The organism is Vibrio genomosp. F10 str. 9ZD137 (assembly GCF_049974785.1).
Classification (GTDB): Bacteria; Pseudomonadota; Gammaproteobacteria; order Enterobacterales; family Vibrionaceae; genus Vibrio.
In genome coordinates, this window is the sequence record NZ_JBNGCJ010000349.1 from 1 (window position 1) to 17,156 (window position 17,156).

A 17,156-nucleotide genomic window follows, 5' to 3' on the forward strand; every position below is an offset into this window, starting at 1 on the left:
GGACATGGATCAGTACATCAAGGCGATTGAAGATCAGAGGTTTCCAGTCGCGGGGGCCATGAATGTCCCACCCAATGCCGCAATAGAAAGCGCGATTAAGTCGCACTTTGATCGTGGTGTCTTATCCAAAGCAAATTTGGATTCAGTGGCGAATTTCCCGGTATTTGATGCGTTAATTCCACTGTTCAAAGCGTGGCAAAAAAATGGCTTGGTTGAGGTGAGTCAGCAATATGTCGAACTCTCGCTCGCTGGGCAGTTTTGGTCGACAACGTTGGCACAAAATACTATCCAAGTGATTCGACCGCTTTTTAATCAAAGTCAATCAAACACAAATGTAGCTTAATGGAGTCATGATGTTTTTAAGCAGTTCTTACATCGAAGTGAAAGAAAAAGTCGCTCAGTCGCTAGAAAAAGAAAGCGGTATTGCAGTATCAACGTTAGCAGAACAACTTGGCCTAACAGAAGGTGAGGTTACGCTCGCACTGCCTGACGAGTGTGTTTCAGTGACCGAAGGAAAAAACACCGAAGCCATTCTTAGCCAACTGCCAGAATGGGGTAAGGTCACCACAATCGTGCACTCTTTTGGGTCGATATTTGAATTCAAAAACCCGTTTCCTAAAGGAAAAGTGGCGCATGGATATTACAACATTATGGGTAAAGAAGGGCTACATGGTCATTTGAAAATCGACCTTGTAAAGCACATCGCGTTTGTTAGTAAGCCATTTAGGTCGATGGAAAGTCACTACATGGGTTTTTATACACAGCAAGGACATTGTGTTTTTAAGGTGTATCTTGGGCGCGACAAAAGCCGTCAATTAATTCCACAACAAATCGAAGCATTTAAAGCGTTAAAGAAGGAATACACAGCGTGATAGACAAACAACAGAGACTACAAGATCGCTTAGGACCAGAAATTCAAGAGTTTAGAGAAAGTTGCCAAACACTCCAATTGGCGACCTTGAATCATGGTATTCCTCACGTGAGCTACTCTCCATTTGCTCACACATCGCATGGATACTTCATTTTGATCAGCGATATTGCTCAACATGGGCAGAATCTAAAACACGCCAAATCGGTCTCTATCATGATGATTGAAGATGAAGCAGAGGCGAAATCGATTTACGCTCGTCGCCGACTCACTTTTGACACCCAAGCTGCCTGTATTGATAAGCAATCAGACATCGGTGTTGAAGCGATAGCGGCCATGCGACATCGTTTTGGTGAGATTATCGATAACCTTAGTACGCTAGGCGATTTTAACCTTTATCAACTTGTCCCCGAAAAAGGCCGCTACGTGAAAGGCTTTGGTAAAGCGTTTAACGTAAGCGGTGATGAGTTACTCAGTTTTATGCACCTCACCGAAGGGCATGTTCAAGAGCAGAAACGAAGCACAGAGAGCAGTGAAATAAGCTAGCCGTAATACATAAAATTCAATAGAGCACTCAAATAATAAGGGCAGTTCATGACGATCTGCTCAACGGACTCTATTGCCCAAAATTTAGGAATAGGAACAAAAATGCTTAACAAAAAACCTTTAGCCGTGGTGGTTGCTGCGATTCTTTCATCAAATAGTGCCGTTGCTTTGGCACAAGATGAAGTATTCACGTTAGATCAAGTTGTGGTGTCTAGTACCCGCACGAATCAAACTATTCAGGATACCGCTGCCTCTGTGACGGTCATCAGTGATCAGGAAATTGAAGAGAATTTGGCGAACAGTGTCGATGACCTTTTCAGCTATACACCTGGTGTTGATGTTCAATCGGACTCTCGCCAGGGCATTCAGAGCATTAACATTCGTGGAATGGAAGGAAATCGAATTAAGATTTTGGTGGATGGCGTTTCACAGCCAAACCAATTCAAAAATGTCTCTTCCTTTATCAACTCGGGTCGAGTAGACGTTGATATCGATATGATCAAATCCGTTGAAGTGGTGAAAGGTGCGGCTTCTTCTTTACAAGGCAGTGATGCCATTGGCGGTATTGTTGCATTTGAAACCAAAGATCCGATTGATTTCTTAGCGGACGGAAAAGACGTTGGCGGCCATGCTAAATTCAACTTCTCATCGGCGGACAATACCTTCAGTGAGTCGGTGGCACTGGCAAATCGTTTCGGTGATTTAGAAACCTTAGTCGCGTATACAAGGCGAGATGGTGAAGAAATCGATAATTTTGGTCATGTGGATCCACAGAGTTCTGATGCCAATAACTTATTGCTCAAACTTCAATATCAATTGAATCAAGCGCACCGTTTAGAATTTACTGGCGAATACGTCAATAGCACGATCAAGACTCAGTTTTCCGATGATTTATATACCGACTACTCGGGTGAAGACATCAGTGATCGTTATCGCATTGGCTTGAAACATATTTGGGCGATGGAATCCTTAGCCGCGGACAAGTTGACGTGGCAGTTGGATTATCAGGTCAAAGATCAGAACGGCATTACTGATCGTACGTTTGCAAGTAGAAGCCGCGGTTATACTCCGGGTAACGTGCAGAAAAAAGATTACGTATACAGTGACGAAGGCATTCAAGCTGATATTCAGCTCGATAAGTTCTTTGAAATCGGTTCAGCAGAACACTTTGTTGTGTATGGCGCTTCGTTCTCAAATAAAGACATTGCTAACACCAACAGCGAGTACAACTCGCTAAACGCTGACAATGTGGTTTTCTACATGCCGGAAGCGTCTGAAACGCGTTACGGTTTTTTTGCCCAAGATGAAATCACGATGGGCAATTTGATACTAACTCCAGGAGTTCGATTCGATTCTTTTGAAACCGATCCGGGTAATAACTTCCCTGAAGGTGGAATGTACGATCCTACGCTCTACAAAGCCTATTCTGATTCAGCGGTGACTGGCCGTTTAGGGGCGCTTTATTCTCTTAATCAAGAGAACAAAATCTTTGCTCAAGTCAGCCAAGGCTTCCGTGCACCAGATTTCCAAGAGCTCTTCTATTCATTCGGTAATCCGATGCACGGCTATGCCAGCATCCCTAACCCGGATCTAGAAGCAGAAGAGAGTGTCTCTTACGAGCTAGGCTGGCGTCATGATACAGCGATGAGTTCAACCGAAGTGGCGGTCTTTTACAGTGACTACGACAACTTTATTGATTACCAAAACACAGGTATGAACGGTCGGGTTGCTGAATACCAATATGTGAACATCAACCAAGCGACCATCAAAGGGGTTGAGTTTGCCAATACATTGGATTGGTATGAACTCACAGGCAGCGCTGAGGGCGTGAGTACGCGTGTTGCCGCAGCGTATACAGAAGGCAAAGACGGAAACAAGGATCCATTGAATTCAGTGAATCCTTGGAATGCGGTACTGGGCCTAAACTACGATGCACCGTCAAATGTTTGGGGAAGTTCACTAAAAGTGACTTACACCGCGAAGAAAAAGCAATCTGACGTAACCGCAGAAACTAACCGTATGGGACAACCTAGTGAGATGTTTACGCCTAACAGTTCAACGGTGGTTGATTTAACCGCGTATTACGTGCCGATGAAAGACGTCACGTTACGAGCGGGTATCTTCAACGCAACAGATGAAGAGTACTACAACTGGAGTGATGTTCGTGGTCAAACGGAAGAAGATAAGTTCTATACTCAGGCTGGTCGAAGCTTCGCGATTACCGCTAAGTACGATTTCTAAATTCTCTTAGCCTCCACGGATAATCTAAACCGACCGCTCTTCTTATGCAGAGCGGTCTTATTGTATAAGACGAGAAGTATTTTGCCGACGTTATTGATCAATAGAACCTGGCTAATAGAGCAGGCCGCTAAACACAAACACAAAATCATGGTAGCGAATGTTGTTGCCATTTTTGCCACACTTTTGAGTGTTCCCATTCCGTTATTGATGCCACTGCTCATTGATGAAGTTGTTTTACAACAACCCGCTGCCGGCATTGCATTGTTAGATTCATTTGTTCCCCAGCCTTGGCAGACTCCGGTTGGGTATGTCGTTATTGTCACCTTGCTGGTTGTAGTCATGCGATTGGCGAGTCAAGCATTGAATATATACCAAACAAGGCAGTTCACTTTAATATCGAAATCGCTAACAGGAATGGTGCGCGAACAGCTACTCACAAAGCTGGGCAACATAAGCATGCGTCAATATGAAGAACTAGGCAGTGGCAGTCTTACCGCCCATTTTGTTACCGATGTTGAGACCATCGACCAATTCATTGGCGGCGCATTAAGTCGTTTCTTAATAGCGGTTTTAAGCACGCTTGGGATCGCGGCAGTTTTGTTTTGGTTAGATTGGAAGTTAGCGCTTTTTATCGTGCTGCTTAACCCTGTCATTGTTTATTTTTCTCGATTAATGGGACAAAGAGTTAAGACGCTGAAAAAGCGTGAAAATCGTTCGTTTGAGCGTTTTCAACAACGACTCGTTGAGACACTAGAAGGCCTTTATCAACTGCGCGCTTCTAGCCGAGAGCAGCTGTATCTCACCAAACTCAAGGAAGATTCCAACAATATTCGAATTGATGCTGATAGTTACGCCTGGCAATCTGACGCGGCAAATCGAGTCTCTTTTCTCATGTTTCTCGTTGGGTTTGAAATCTTTCGTGCAGCGGCGGTCGTGCTCGTGTTGATGGGGGATCTCAGTGTTGGCCAAATCTTTGCCATCTTCGGTTATCTCTGGTTCATGCTTTCGCCTATTCAAGATTTACTGAGTATCCAATACTCGTGGTTCAGTGCCAGTGCCGCGATGAAACGCATCAACACCTTGTTAGCTCTGGAAGACGAAAAACGACCGGTTGCGACCGTAAACCCATTTAAAGACAACGAGTCATTTGAGATTGAATGCAGGAACGTTTGTTTTTCATTTGATGGAGAGAGGACCGTGCTGGATAACCTAAATTTGACCATCCAAAAAGGTCAGTGCGTGGCGTTGGTGGGAGCTTCTGGTGGAGGAAAATCAACCCTGATTCAATTACTCTTGGGGATTTATCAGAAAGAAAGCGGTGACATATTGATCAATGGCCATCCGATTGAGTCGGTGGGTTACGAAGCACTTCGAAAGAGAATCGCGCCGGTATTGCAACAGCCGATTATTTTCAACGATACGGTAAGACAGAATCTAACGTTAGGCGAACAACATACTGATGACGAGCTGTATGCGGCGCTTAGTGTTGCCCAGTTAACGGAAGCCATTAACAGCATGCCTGAAGGGTTAGATTCGCAATTGGGACGACAAGGTGTACGGCTTTCAGGTGGGCAAAGACAGCGCCTAGCCATTGCTCGGATGGTGTTAACTAATCCAGACTTCGTGATCTTAGATGAAGCGACATCAGCGCTAGACACAGCAACGGAATCATCACTTCATCAAGCCATGAAATCGTTTCTTGTGGGTAAAACGACACTCATTGTTGCGCACCGTTTATCGGCAGTTAAGCAAGCTGACGTCATCTATGTCCTAGAAGATGGCAAAGTGATTCAATCAGGCCAACACCAACAATTGGTGATGGAAAACGGCCTGTACCAGACTTTGTATGGCTAGGGCGTGTGGGAATGGTTTAAATATGCATAATCCAGCTGAGTGGCAAGATTATTGCTTCTTATAACAACGTCTGCTGATACCGCTAAGGCGAGATAATGTGCTATCAGCAGAAGACAGCTAGCATTAAGTGGCAAGCAGTTTTGTGGAAGAGATATCACCTTAGTGATGTACGCCTTAGTTTTGAGACTGATGTATTTTTCACCCAAAACAAATTGTATAAACTGAATCAAATGGTTGCATTCCTTTATTAGGTACGTTGTATGTGGAAAAAATTCATCTCACTGTCAGATAACGGACAGCAGGTGATTGCTCGTTTACCCGCAGCGATCACTGTCGACAAGAATTTCGATTCAACAGGGCTTCAAGAGACGTTAGTGGATCTTGAGGCTGATCACATGTTCGTCTTAGAAGAGGATATGCTGCGTTTTGTTAAGCTGGCTAAAGACCTTAAAAAAGACGCCTATGATGGGGTTGTTATCGCGGAAGTTCGCAATGCGCAAGCTAAAGTCGATTTATCAGACGGGGATATGCTGGCAAGCATTACTGTTACAGGCGCTTATGGTGGCCGAGGGCTGAGAGGCAATGAAATTATTCATTGTCTGGCGCAGGCGCAAGTGACGAAAGGGATTAACAAACTTGCGTTGAAAAAAGTACTCGTGATGAGTAATCAACTCAAGCCAGGAGAAACGTTTACTCAACCTGTTGCGAAAGGCATGAAACCGGTAGAAGGAAAAGATGCCAAGTTTGTCGCCTTAGTTGAGGATGTCACTCACCAAGTTTTGGCCCCGCAGGCGAATGATGGTGGCGATAAAGTGGATATGCTTGACCTTGGCGAAACGATCACGGTCGACATCGACGAGCCTTTAATGGAGCGTATTCCTTCCACCAAAGGGACTCCAGGTATGACGGTTCAAGGTAAAGTCATTCCGACTAAGCCCGGACAAGACAAGGCGCTGGTGGCAGGGAAAGGCTCTCATATTTCCCCTAATAATCCCAATTTATTGCTGGCCAGTGTCTCTGGTATGCCAATCATAAAAGAGAAGACGGTCGACGTAGATAATGCCCTTTGTTTAGGCAATATTGGTGTTGCGACGGGCCATATTAAGTTTAAAGGCTCTATTGTGGTGAAAGGCAATATTGAGTCTGACATGATGGTGAGAGCGACGGGTTCGATCACCGTTGGTGGCTTTATTGAAAGTGCCAATGTGCAAGCTCAAGGTAATATTGAAGTGGCGAAAGGGATCATTGGTCACACCGTTTCTGAAGGTGATCCCAAAAGCTGTATTGTCAAATCAGGTGGTTCGATCAAAGCCAATTATGCACAATTTTCAGAGCTGCAAGCGGCGGAAGATATCCACCTGTCAGTACACTGTTTAAACAATGTTCTCCGCTGTGGTAAAGATTTGCATGTTAGCGATAGCAATGGCAAACAAGGAACGCTGAGTGGCGGAGAAGCAAAAGTCGGGGGTAAGGTAACTTGTATTAACCTTGGGGTGGAAGGTGATACCGCCACTCATTTAGAAGGCTTTGCTAAGTTTGCCATGTATAAAGAGCGAATCTCTAAGCTTAAAGCGAGTTATAAGGAGGCTCAAGAATCGACAATGGACGTCGTGAGACGAGAGCTAGAATTCAAGAAAACACCGAAATCTGAGCGCAGTGATGAAGATGAGCAGAAATTGGAACAGTTGAAACTGCGAGAAAACAATAAGCTAGAAAAAGCCAAGCTTGCGGTTGAAATGTGTAAAGAAGAGTTTGAGGCCTTGTTGGAGACGAACACCGTGGAAGCCAAGAATAAGGTCTATTCCCATGTGACGGTCCAGTTTGGCGATGAAAAGGTGATCACGAAGCGCAGCCATGGCCCGAGTGTGTTTACCTTTAATCAGTATGAGATTAACTGTGTATCAATGATGGGCGATGAAGCGGTGACAGAATTGTAGCGCACTCGACAGTTAATAGGATCCAAATAGGGTCTGTAAATATTAAAGCTGGCAATAAGCCAGCTTTTTGTTTTTGAAATCTACACTTATAAAACCTACGTTTATAAATGGTTACCCTTACTTTTCTGGATGTAGACCAGATAGATATTGGTAGGGTTATTACAATTCACGTTTATGCAGTTTTTGCATCTTTACTGGTGTCTTTCCAGTATTGAACTCGAATGCGATGCAATTGCGCTCTTCTCATTTTTTTCATTTTATCCTCTCTTCATTTTATCGAGGCTTTCGTGAGTGTTAATCTAACTCAATGTTTTTATTTAGCCTGTATTCAATCTAGCCTTGAATCTTCATTATCGCCACGATCTAAGTCACATTATTAAGCAAGATGATAGGAGTATTAGAATAATGATGTGATCAGTGTCTATTAAACTATGATGTGTTCAGCCAGTACAGAGATGTACGGAAAATCGAGTAAAATCGATCATTAATCATTGGGCATTCAAAAAAAAAGAGCCAGCGGCTCTTTTTTATCATGAACATCAACGACTTTATTGGCTATCTTCACCGATAAAACCACCGGTTTGATGCGCCCACAATTGAGCATAAATCCCTTTTTGGCTGATCAGTTCTTGGTGGGAGCCTTGCTCCACAATCGTACCTTGATCAAGAACGATCAAGCGATCCATTGCCGCGATGGTCGATAATCGGTGCGCAATTGCGATAACCGTCTTACCTTCCATTAGCTCATTTAAGCTCTCTTGAATTGCGGCTTCAACTTCTGAATCGAGTGCAGATGTCGCTTCATCCAAGACCAATAAAGGTGCGTCTTTTAACAGAACTCGTGAGATGGCAACTCTCTGGCGTTGGCCTCCAGACAGTTTGACACCTCGCTCGCCAACTTGCGCATCATAACCGGTGTTACCAAATGGGTCGGTAAGGTCTTGAATAAACGTATCAGCGTGAGCTTGTTTGGTCGCTTTGATTAACTCTTCTTCGGTGGCGTCGGGATTACCATACAAGATGTTGTCACGAATCGATCGGTGTAATAGCGAGGTATCTTGGGTCACCATTCCGATGTTACTACGAAGCGAATCTTGAGTGATGTCTGAAATGACTTGCCCATCGATCTTAATTTTTCCACTTTCTACATCATGGAAACGAAGCAGCAGATTCACTAAGGTGGATTTACCTGCTCCAGATCTTCCCACTAACCCGACTTTTTCGCCTGGCCTAATGTCGAGATTAAGGTGGCTAATGACACCTTTGTTTTCGCCATAGTGAAAACTGACATCTTCAAAGCTGATTCCACCGTGCGGGACCTCTAGCGGCTTAGCTTCTGGCTTGTCGACAATATCCACCGGTTTAGCAAGGGTTTTCATGCCATCAACAACAGTACCCATATTTTCAAATAGGGCACTGACTTCCCACATGATCCACATCGACATACCATTAATACGAAGTGCTAAGCTTATTGCAATAGCAATGGCCCCAACCGTAATGGAACCGTCCATCCATAAAAATATCGATATAGCCGCTACGGCAAAAACCAGCACATAGTTGGTGATTTCGACCAAGACATCAAAGCCTGTTACAAGGCGCATTTGCTTGTAAACAGTATTCAGGAAGCCTTTCATGCCTTCTTCGGCATAGTCGGTTTCGCGTTTACTATGTGAAAACAGCTTAACGGTCGAGATATTGGTGTAGCTATCGACTATTCGTCCTGTCATTGTCGATCGAGCGTCTGCTTGGTCTGCGGCAACGCTTTTTAGTTTAGGGATAAAATAAAGCTGAATTCCTACGTAGCAAGCTAGCCAAATGACCATAGGGATCATTAAACGCCAATCTGCATAAGCGAGCAGTACTACCATCGACGTAAAATAGACCGAAACATAGACGAAGACATCCATGGTTTTCATGACGGTTTCACGTACAGCGAGTGAGGTTTGCATGACTTTTGTTGCAATGCGGCCAGCGAAATCATCTTGATAGAAGTTCACGCTTTGCTTTAGCAAGTATCGATGCGCCAGCCAGCGAATCGACATTGGGTAGTTGCCAAGAAGCGTTTGGTGGATGAGCAGAGAGTATGCCACGGCGAGAACAGGCATGATCACGAGCAATAGTATTCCGTAACCAATTAATACGCTGCTGTTGTCTTGCCAGAACGTTTCAGGGTTACTGGTCGAAAGCCAATCGACCAACTGTCCCATTGCCCCAAATAGAGAGACTTCAACAATCGCAACAATGGTAGACATGATCGACATGATAATCAGTGGGACTTCAAACCCGCGCGTGTAATAACGGCAGAAAGCAAAAATCCCTTTAGGCGGTTGTTTGGGCTCTTCATTGGGGAAAGGTTTGGTAAAACTTTCAAACTTTTTAAACATAAATCATCCTAATAATATGCCAATTCTCAGTGTTTTTATCGGTGTACTTGTCATTCATGAGAGGAAAAAAGAGGCGTCGCTATGGTATAACGATTGGATATGAAATGTCACTAATATGTTATGTGCACCAATACAACGGTTTTTACCTAACGCATACGATAGGGTATACATGACAGTAAATATTACTGCTAAACGATAATTTCCCAGTTAATAGTTGGATTTGATAATGGAGATGCTCGTTAATTCAGTAAAAACACAGTTAACAAAGTGTTTACAATTGCGAATCGTAAGTAAAAAAGAGCTAAGACGATGTTGCAAAGTAAAAAGCCAGCAGCTTTACCTAATCAGACTGCTAATACTCAAAATGCCAATTGTGTCCTCATGGTGCCACCAAAAGAGTTTACTTTTAACCCTGAGACGGCAAAAGACAATGAGTTTCAGCATCAGCTCGATCTGACCCCTGATCAAATTCATCAAAAGACGATGGCGGAGTATCGCGCTATGCTCTCTGGCTTGCGTTCAGAAGGGGTTCAAGTGATCGATTTTGATTATCAGCCCTCTGAGACAGCCACTCCTGATGCCGTGTTCCCAAACAACTGGTTTAGCACGACTTCTTCTGGTGAGCTATACACCTTCCCTATGGCGTGTAAAAACCGACGACATGAGGTGCGTATCGAACAGTTGGTAGCCTCTTTAGAGGACGCGGGTCGCCCCGTGAAGTACATTGACTCGCTGCAAGAGTACACGGAGCACAATGCGTATTTAGAAAGTACGGGTGTGATGGTGAAAGATCATACTAATCGGACGATATACGCCGCTTTATCACAACGCTGTGACCGAGAGGTTCTGGAAGAATATGCGAAGCGCATAGGTTACAATCGAGTGATTTCGTTTCAGACGGCTTTAGAATCAGGTCAGCCTGTTTACCATACGAATGTAATGATGGCGATTGGAGAAACTTTCACGGTGATATGCGATGAAGTTATCCCAGAGTTTGAACGACGTTTTGTGCTGAAGTCGTTGTCGAAATCGAAACAAGTGATTTCAATATCGATTGAACAAATGAATCAGTTTTGTGGCAATATTCTTCAGCTTGAAACCGTGAACGGAACCAAGGTGATTGCCATGTCTCTTTCAGCTTATAACGCTTTTTCACCGGCGCAGATAGCCCAGCTTTCAACCCATGGGAAGTTATTGCCATTTGATGTCAAGACAATTGAATCGATTGGTGGAGGCAGTGTTCGCTGTATGCTAGGGGAAGTGTTTTTGCCGACTAGGAAGAAGTTGCTTTAAAAGATGTAAACCGCAAGCTATTCATTCGGATCTTAAAACGGAGTTCGCATTACTTGTGAACTTCGTTTTTTTGGGTCTGTTTTATGAAGAAAAGCCCGCATGTAGACAATCAACGAGCACAAAAAAGGCCGCCAATGGCGACCTTTATATATTCTATTAGCTAATGCTAGTAGAGCTAAATTAGATAGCTACTACGTTGCTAGCTTGAAGGCCTTTTTGACCTTGCTCTACTTCGAAAGACACTTTTTGGCCTTCGTTAAGAGTTTTGAAACCTTCAGAAGCGATAGCACGGAAATGTACGAATACGTCTGCGCCGCCGTTATCTTGAGTAAGGAAACCGAAACCTTTAGTTTCGTTGAACCATTTTACAGTACCAGTAATTGAGTTAGACATGTTATGTCCCTTATTTATTTAATTTAAGAAAAAGTTCAACATTAGCCAAATGCCAATGAGTTGAATTATGTCATGTTACGCTAAAATAAAAGGGAAACGCCTAGCTACAAAAACGTGGTTTTAATAGTGGATGTTTTACTTGTACTTGATGCTGCATTTAATAACTCTCTGAACAACTGAGCGGTATAATACACGCTGTGTTTTTATTGTACAGTACTTTCTTCTTTTATTTAGAGTGTCGCGTCATGGAGTATTTAGAATAGACGCAGTTTGAGTCATTTTTGCTTCATGAGCATGAAATAAATATGAATAGCAGCCTAGCGTCACGCGCTACGCTCGTTCTGTAGCCTTGTGTGTTTTCTAACACGTTACTCTCGTGTTTTTCATCTTTGCTCGCTATTTTCACTTACATTCCCACGTTGATGACGTAAAGAGGGTTAGGAATTATTGAGCAGTATGCTTGTCTTGAGCAGGAGTGTGCTAACATCTATTGCATCAGAAATGCAGACATTCAAACACTGTCATTTCGATTGAACTTACAATGATTAACCAAAGAGAATATGAGCAATGAGCAAGTTAAATGCCGAAGAACGCAAAGCGCGTGATGACGAGCGTTTTTCACAAAGGGTGAATGAACGCAGAGAAAAAGGCGAAGACGTAATAGCTTATGCTCTTACTAATAAAAAAGCGGTTAAATTTCTTACTAAATCAGAGCGTAAAGCGCTGAATGAAAGAAAATTAGCCCGCCAAGAAGAAATTAAGTTGAAAGAGCAAGAAGAGCTAGAGAGAATTTCTGCGGCATTTACGACTCCAGACCCAGACGATCTAGTTTAGAACGTCATTTAGATCTGTTTGTACTGTGTATAAAACAAAACCCCAACGGTGTGCTCGTCGGGGTTTTTTGTCTTTTGATGTCAGTTATTTCTTTTCTATATACAATATTATCTCACCAACATTAATGCCCCACTTCGACATATCGGTTTTGTTAAACAGACGCTTTTCGTCTATCAGGAACATCCAATCGTCTAGAGTGACTTGATAAGTGGTTCCATCAACGGGAATTTCTAGGTCGTACTGCCAATATAAGGCAGCACCTTCTGTTCTGCCTGTCGCTGTGCCTACCACGTCTTCAGCCGTCCCCTCATACTGGTTATTGCCAATGTTTTTGAGCTGCCAATTACGAGTCGACTTCTCACCGTCATCAAACTCAAACCATTCTTTTATCTCTCCTGTATCACCTTGCCAAGAGGCGAGCAGTTTGACTTCAAAACGACGTAACAGATTACCTGAGCGATCCAAAACCATGCCGTAGGCGACAAGTTCACCATCAAAAAATTGCTCTAACTTGAGCTCAGGAAAGGTATATTTATGTTTATCTAACGTTGCATTTCCGCATGCGCTTAGCATGATGGTCAACGCTAAAATGACTATTCTTTTCATCTATTTAATCCCAGTAATTGACGACGAAGCTCTGGCTCAGAGGTTTTTTCCGACAGCCATATCGAGAGAAATGCAGTCCCAAAGCTTTCTGAACCTATGGTGCCTATGAGCTCATTATTGAAGTAAAATTCGCTACGTCCATCTTCTTCAAGCAGCAGAGTCAAGGTGTTGCCTGGTTCAACGTTTGGCCAAAGGTTTTCTAACGACGCTGCCCATTGTTCAATGTCATTAGCGTCATAATTTAAGTGCTGCCATTGCTCTATGGTGGCTTGAATAAGCGCTTTGCTTTCTATTGATTTCAGATATTCAATCTTGAGTGCTTGCCTATTTTTATCGGGTTCACCTGTAATAGCGTGCTGGCCCGAGTAGTATTCAGCTTCGTATATTGTCCAGAACAGGTAACTCATCTCTCCGGTTCCGACTTTGCTGAGATCTCTAATCGGCGACGCTAAAACAGTACTGCTGATCAGCAGAAAACATAAACAAAACCATTTGTACATAAATCACCCCGTTACTGGTTCACATGTCGGTCGTTCTATTTTCCTTCTTAGAAGGACAAAAGTGGGCATCAATATTGCCCAGACCAACATTAACGACAATATGACTTGGTGTGCAGGCAGCAGTGGTTCAATCACGCCTGCTTTTATTCCTCCCCAGTAACTGGCGGTTCCACCTAGGGCGCCAATGACAGCAAGTGGCAATGAAGAAAACCGGTTCAACCAACTTAAGCTGTGATTCAGGCTGATAATGAACATGATCCAAATCAGCAGAAGCCACATAGGGAAGAATTCGCTACCAACGGAAAAGACACCTAAATGCAATTGAAGCTTGTCTGCGGCTAATCCGATAGGGAGCAGTAGCAATAAATTCAGGTCTTTCTTCTTGGTTGGCGAGAGTAAAAAATGGACGACCAACAGCCCGGCCATGAGTGGCCCTGCATGTTGGTTTAAGAACGCTGCACAAAACCAACTGGCCTGGAAAATAACCAGATTAATAATCCAGAATCGCTGCATCACTTTGTCCTCTGTATCGTGGCTTTCTTGCAACGACATGGTGGGTACTGATCACTCGTTGTAAGAATGCACCTTCGCAGTAGCACAAGTAAAAAGTCCACAATCGTTTAAACTCTTCGTTATAACCAAGCTCAACCAATTGAGGCCAGGACTGTTCAAATCGCTGACGCCAATCGTGGAGCGTGCGAGCGTAATGAAGGCCAATATCATGCAACTCATGAGTCACTAAATCGGTGCAGTTGGCCATCTGTTGCGTCATGATCGACACCGACGGTAAACAACCACCTGGGAATATGTATTTTTGAATGAAATCGACATTTTTGCGGTAACGATCGTAACGGCTGTCGGCGATCGTAATGGATTGAATTAACATCTTTCCATCGGGTTTTAGTAAGTCGGAACACTTTTTGAAAAATGTTGGCAAGTACTCATGACCTACCGCTTCAATCATTTCGACAGACACTAATTTATCGTACTGACCGGTCAGTTTTCGGTAGTCACTTTTGAGTAAAGTAATTTTGTCTTCTAAGCCGAATTGTGAGATTTTCTGCTCTGCGTATTCATGCTGAGCATCGGAGATGGTGGTGGTGGTCACGTGGCATCCGAAATGCTGTGCCATGTAGATCGCTAGACCACCCCAACCAGTACCTATTTCTACTACGTGGTCGGTTTCTTTGAGTTCCAGTCTTTCACAGATGGTTTGCATTTTTAGTTGTTGCGCATCATCTAAAGTCGTTGCGTTTGAACCATACACAGCGCAAGAATACTGCATAGCAGGGTCTAAAAATCGGGTGTAGAGTTCGTTGCCAATATCATAGTGAGCGAGAATGTTTCGTTTGGATCCATCTTCAGAGTTGGCATTTTTAAAACGTAGGAACTGTTTCTTTATCTTGCTGACCCAATGTACTTTGTTTTCAATTTTGTCTAACTGGTCTTGGTTGATAGCCATCACTTGAATGAGATTGGTTAGGTTCGGGCTCGTCCATTTTCCATCGATGTAGGCTTCTGCTGCGCCAATGCCACCGTTTAGTACCATATTTTTGTAGAAAGAAGCGTCGTGTATAACAATGGTCGCATGCAGCGATGATGCTTGATCACCAAACCGTGTACGTTCATCCCCGTCAACAATTTCTAGGCTCGCGTGGTTGATATGAGTGAGTAGAGAAAATATCAACGTTTTGTATTTATTGGTTGAACGACTTTCAATATTTTCGTTACTGTAAGCTAAGCCTTGAGCTTGTTTCGCAGATTGTTCCATGTGAACCTCACTTGAGAAAACGGTCATTATTGTTGTGAAATATATTTTGTTTGAAACTCGTATTGCTGCTAAACATGAGTATCGGGATGCGGGACAAAAGGAACCCGCTTTAAGAACAATTTAAGAGCTTGCCAATAAATACCTGAGACGATTTTTAACGTCATCATAGGTATAGAACGAACTGTCTTTCCGATCTCTTTTGCACTGAATTCGTGTTTCTTTAGCGCTAAAGTCGCATCAAAAACTTTGTCTTTCTTGTGGTTTTCGATATGAACCAATGTGTTCTTATTGGGCGGCGTTATTGTCCAGTGGTAATCCATATCCATATCCATAAAAGGTGAAACGTGAAAGTCTTTCTTAACCTTCATTTCTGACGACATCTTTATTAAATAGTAGTGGCGTTTGTTCCATGGCGTGTTACTCACTTCTGCAAGTAAGTACTCGCACTCACCAGAGTCTGCATAGCAGAAGTAACAATTAATCGGGCTAAAGTACAAACCGACGCATCGAGCTTGTGCAAGTAATACCACTCTATTCCCTGCAGACCAGCTTCCACCTAACTGCTCTACCTTGTTACTTATACGTTGCTTGAGTTCCCCTGGTTCATTTTTTAAGTAATCTTTTTCATTGAAACGAATGGGGTTATACCACCGTTCACCAAACAACCAGCTCTTTTGGACTAAAGCGGGCAACTCATCAAGGTCGATACTCAGCATATATAGCTGGTAGCTAAATTCGTGCTTCACCGCCCCTAAGCGGCGATGACGCACGTTCCCCCAATAGATACCGCTGTTCTGTGTCATAGTGTTTGGCCGAATCGTTGCGTAACGTCTAGCGCACTTTTAACGCCATCTTCATGAAAGCCGTTGTACCAGTATGCGCCAACGAAATGGAAACCATTCTGACCGCAGATGGTTGATCGTAGGTTTTGCGCTTTAACGCTTGATGCATCTAATACTGGGTGATGATAGACAAAACTTCGAATCACTTTCTCTGGGTTTATGGCTTCGGTTTGATTGAGGGTGACACAGAAAGTGTCATCACTTTGAATGCCTTGTAAGATATTCATATTGTAAGTGACGCATGAAGGTCGAGATAAATCTCCATCAAGCATGTAATTCCAACTCGCCCAGGCCAGTTTTCGATCTGGAAGTAAGCGGGTATCGGTGTGCAGTACGACTTCATTTCGGCTATATGGAATACCAGAAAGTACCTTGGTTTCTTGCTCTGTAGGTTGGGCGAGTAGTTTTAATGCCTGGTCTGAGTGGCAAGCAAAGATGACATCATCAAAAGCGTGCGATTCACCGGTTTCCATTGTCACAACCGCCTGTCCATCGATACGACTGACGTGTTTGATGTCTGCATTAGTGATGATGGCCTTGCTTAATGTTGACTGAATTGCTTGAACGTACTCTCTTGAACCACCAGGTACCACATACCACTGAGGTCGGTCGACGATATTCAGTAGCCCGTGGTGATAAAAGAACTGAATAAAGAATTTGAGTTCAAATTTTTCCATCTCTTCAAGGCTGGTCGACCAAATGGCTGCGCCCATCGGTAGAATGTAGTGCTGGCTGAAAAATGAAGAGAATCCGTTGTCTTTTAAGAATTCACCTAACGAAGACTGGCTTTGTATATTATTTTCTCTAAACGCTTTTTTACACAGGTTGTTGAATTTAATAATTTCATAAATTAAACGCCAGAATTTTGGTTTCAGTATGTTGCTTCTTTGGGCAAACAGCGCATTAATTCCGTGGCCGTTGTATTCAAACTTGGTTTGTCGGTTATGAACACTGAAGCTCATTTCCGTCTTCTGCTGTTTTATCCCTAATTGTGTCAATAGCTCAATGAAGTTTGGGTAGGTTCTGTTGTTGAAGACGATAAACCCGGTATCAACGGTGTATTCTTTCCCTTGAAGATCGGAAGAGC

General features: G+C 43.4%; 15 protein-coding genes and 1 pseudogene. 8 read left to right on the top strand and 8 right to left on the bottom strand.

Features of this window, described 5'->3' with window-relative positions:
- From ACP45E_RS07455 to ACP45E_RS07480, 6 genes and pseudogenes are all read left to right on the top strand, one after another.
- Window positions 1-343, top strand: a pseudogene (locus tag ACP45E_RS07455) (heme anaerobic degradation radical SAM methyltransferase ChuW/HutW); the annotation flags it as partial.
- Between the two features lie 10 nt (window positions 344-353).
- Window positions 354-872 (top strand): heme utilization cystosolic carrier protein HutX, encoded by a 519-nt coding sequence (gene hutX, locus ACP45E_RS07460; RefSeq protein ID WP_017036526.1) that lies wholly within the window; start codon window positions 354-356, stop codon window positions 870-872.
- Window positions 869-1,414, top strand: a complete 546-nt coding sequence (gene hutZ / locus ACP45E_RS07465) for a heme utilization protein HutZ (RefSeq protein WP_017036527.1) — start codon at window positions 869-871, stop codon at window positions 1,412-1,414. Before hutX ends, hutZ begins: the two co-directional genes overlap by 4 nt.
- A gap of 102 nt (window positions 1,415-1,516) precedes the next feature.
- Complete coding sequence (locus tag ACP45E_RS07470; RefSeq protein ID WP_017037527.1) at window positions 1,517-3,655, top strand: TonB-dependent hemoglobin/transferrin/lactoferrin family receptor; 2,139 nt, start codon at window positions 1,517-1,519, stop codon at window positions 3,653-3,655.
- Window positions 3,656-3,802: 147 nt separating this feature from the next.
- Complete coding sequence (locus ACP45E_RS07475; RefSeq protein WP_017037528.1) at window positions 3,803-5,509, top strand: ABC transporter ATP-binding protein; 1,707 nt, start codon at window positions 3,803-3,805, stop codon at window positions 5,507-5,509.
- Between the two features lie 260 nt (window positions 5,510-5,769).
- Entirely contained in the window at window positions 5,770-7,446 is a 1,677-nt protein-coding gene (locus ACP45E_RS07480) for a DUF342 domain-containing protein (protein WP_017036531.1), read from the top strand.
- A 548-nt stretch (window positions 7,447-7,994) separates the two neighbouring features.
- Here ACP45E_RS07480 and ACP45E_RS07485 read toward each other — a convergent pair.
- Window positions 7,995-9,830, bottom strand: a complete 1,836-nt coding sequence (locus tag ACP45E_RS07485; RefSeq protein ID WP_017037529.1) for an ABC transporter ATP-binding protein — start codon at window positions 9,828-9,830, stop codon at window positions 7,995-7,997.
- Window positions 9,831-10,139: 309 nt separating this feature from the next.
- Between ACP45E_RS07485 and ACP45E_RS07490 the strand changes: the two genes are divergently transcribed.
- The gene (locus tag ACP45E_RS07490) at window positions 10,140-11,123 is read left to right on the top strand and encodes an arginine deiminase-related protein (RefSeq protein ID WP_017037530.1); all 984 of its coding nucleotides are present in this window, start codon (window positions 10,140-10,142) and stop codon (window positions 11,121-11,123) included.
- A 180-nt stretch (window positions 11,124-11,303) separates the two neighbouring features.
- Here ACP45E_RS07490 and cspE read toward each other — a convergent pair whose 3' ends face one another.
- On the bottom strand, window positions 11,304-11,516 hold the full coding sequence (cspE, locus tag ACP45E_RS07495) for a transcription antiterminator/RNA stability regulator CspE (RefSeq protein ID WP_017036534.1): 213 nt from the start codon (window positions 11,514-11,516) through the stop codon (window positions 11,304-11,306).
- 567 nt (window positions 11,517-12,083) lie between these two features.
- On the opposite strand from cspE, the gene ACP45E_RS07500 reads away from it, so the two are divergent.
- Complete coding sequence (locus tag ACP45E_RS07500; RefSeq protein ID WP_017036535.1) at window positions 12,084-12,350, top strand: hypothetical protein; 267 nt, start codon at window positions 12,084-12,086, stop codon at window positions 12,348-12,350.
- A gap of 84 nt (window positions 12,351-12,434) precedes the next feature.
- Here the strand turns inward: ACP45E_RS07500 and ACP45E_RS07505 are convergent, their stop codons facing one another.
- From ACP45E_RS07505 to ACP45E_RS07530, 6 genes are all read right to left on the bottom strand, one after another.
- Window positions 12,435-12,956 carry a DUF3833 domain-containing protein gene (locus tag ACP45E_RS07505; RefSeq protein WP_017037531.1) on the bottom strand — a complete coding sequence of 174 codons (522 nt, stop codon included), beginning with the start codon at window positions 12,954-12,956 and terminating at the stop codon, window positions 12,435-12,437.
- Entirely contained in the window at window positions 12,953-13,456 is a 504-nt protein-coding gene (locus ACP45E_RS07510) for a chalcone isomerase family protein (protein WP_017037532.1), read from the bottom strand. The genes ACP45E_RS07505 and ACP45E_RS07510 overlap by 4 nt, the downstream gene beginning before the upstream one ends.
- A gap of 3 nt (window positions 13,457-13,459) precedes the next feature.
- A complete protein-coding gene (locus tag ACP45E_RS07515) occupies window positions 13,460-13,969 on the bottom strand; it encodes a DUF2878 domain-containing protein (RefSeq protein ID WP_017037533.1) in 510 nt (169 codons plus the stop codon).
- Complete coding sequence (locus ACP45E_RS07520) at window positions 13,947-15,227, bottom strand: SAM-dependent methyltransferase (protein WP_017037534.1); 1,281 nt, start codon at window positions 15,225-15,227, stop codon at window positions 13,947-13,949. The genes ACP45E_RS07515 and ACP45E_RS07520 overlap by 23 nt, the downstream gene beginning before the upstream one ends.
- A 68-nt stretch (window positions 15,228-15,295) precedes the next feature.
- Window positions 15,296-16,030, bottom strand: coding sequence for a DUF1365 domain-containing protein (locus ACP45E_RS07525; protein ID WP_017036540.1), 735 nt, complete (start codon window positions 16,028-16,030; stop codon window positions 15,296-15,298).
- The coding region (locus ACP45E_RS07530) for an NAD(P)/FAD-dependent oxidoreductase (protein ID WP_069584854.1) at window positions 16,027-17,156 on the bottom strand (1,130 nt) is incomplete at its 5' end. The genes ACP45E_RS07530 and ACP45E_RS07525, both read right to left, overlap by 4 nt.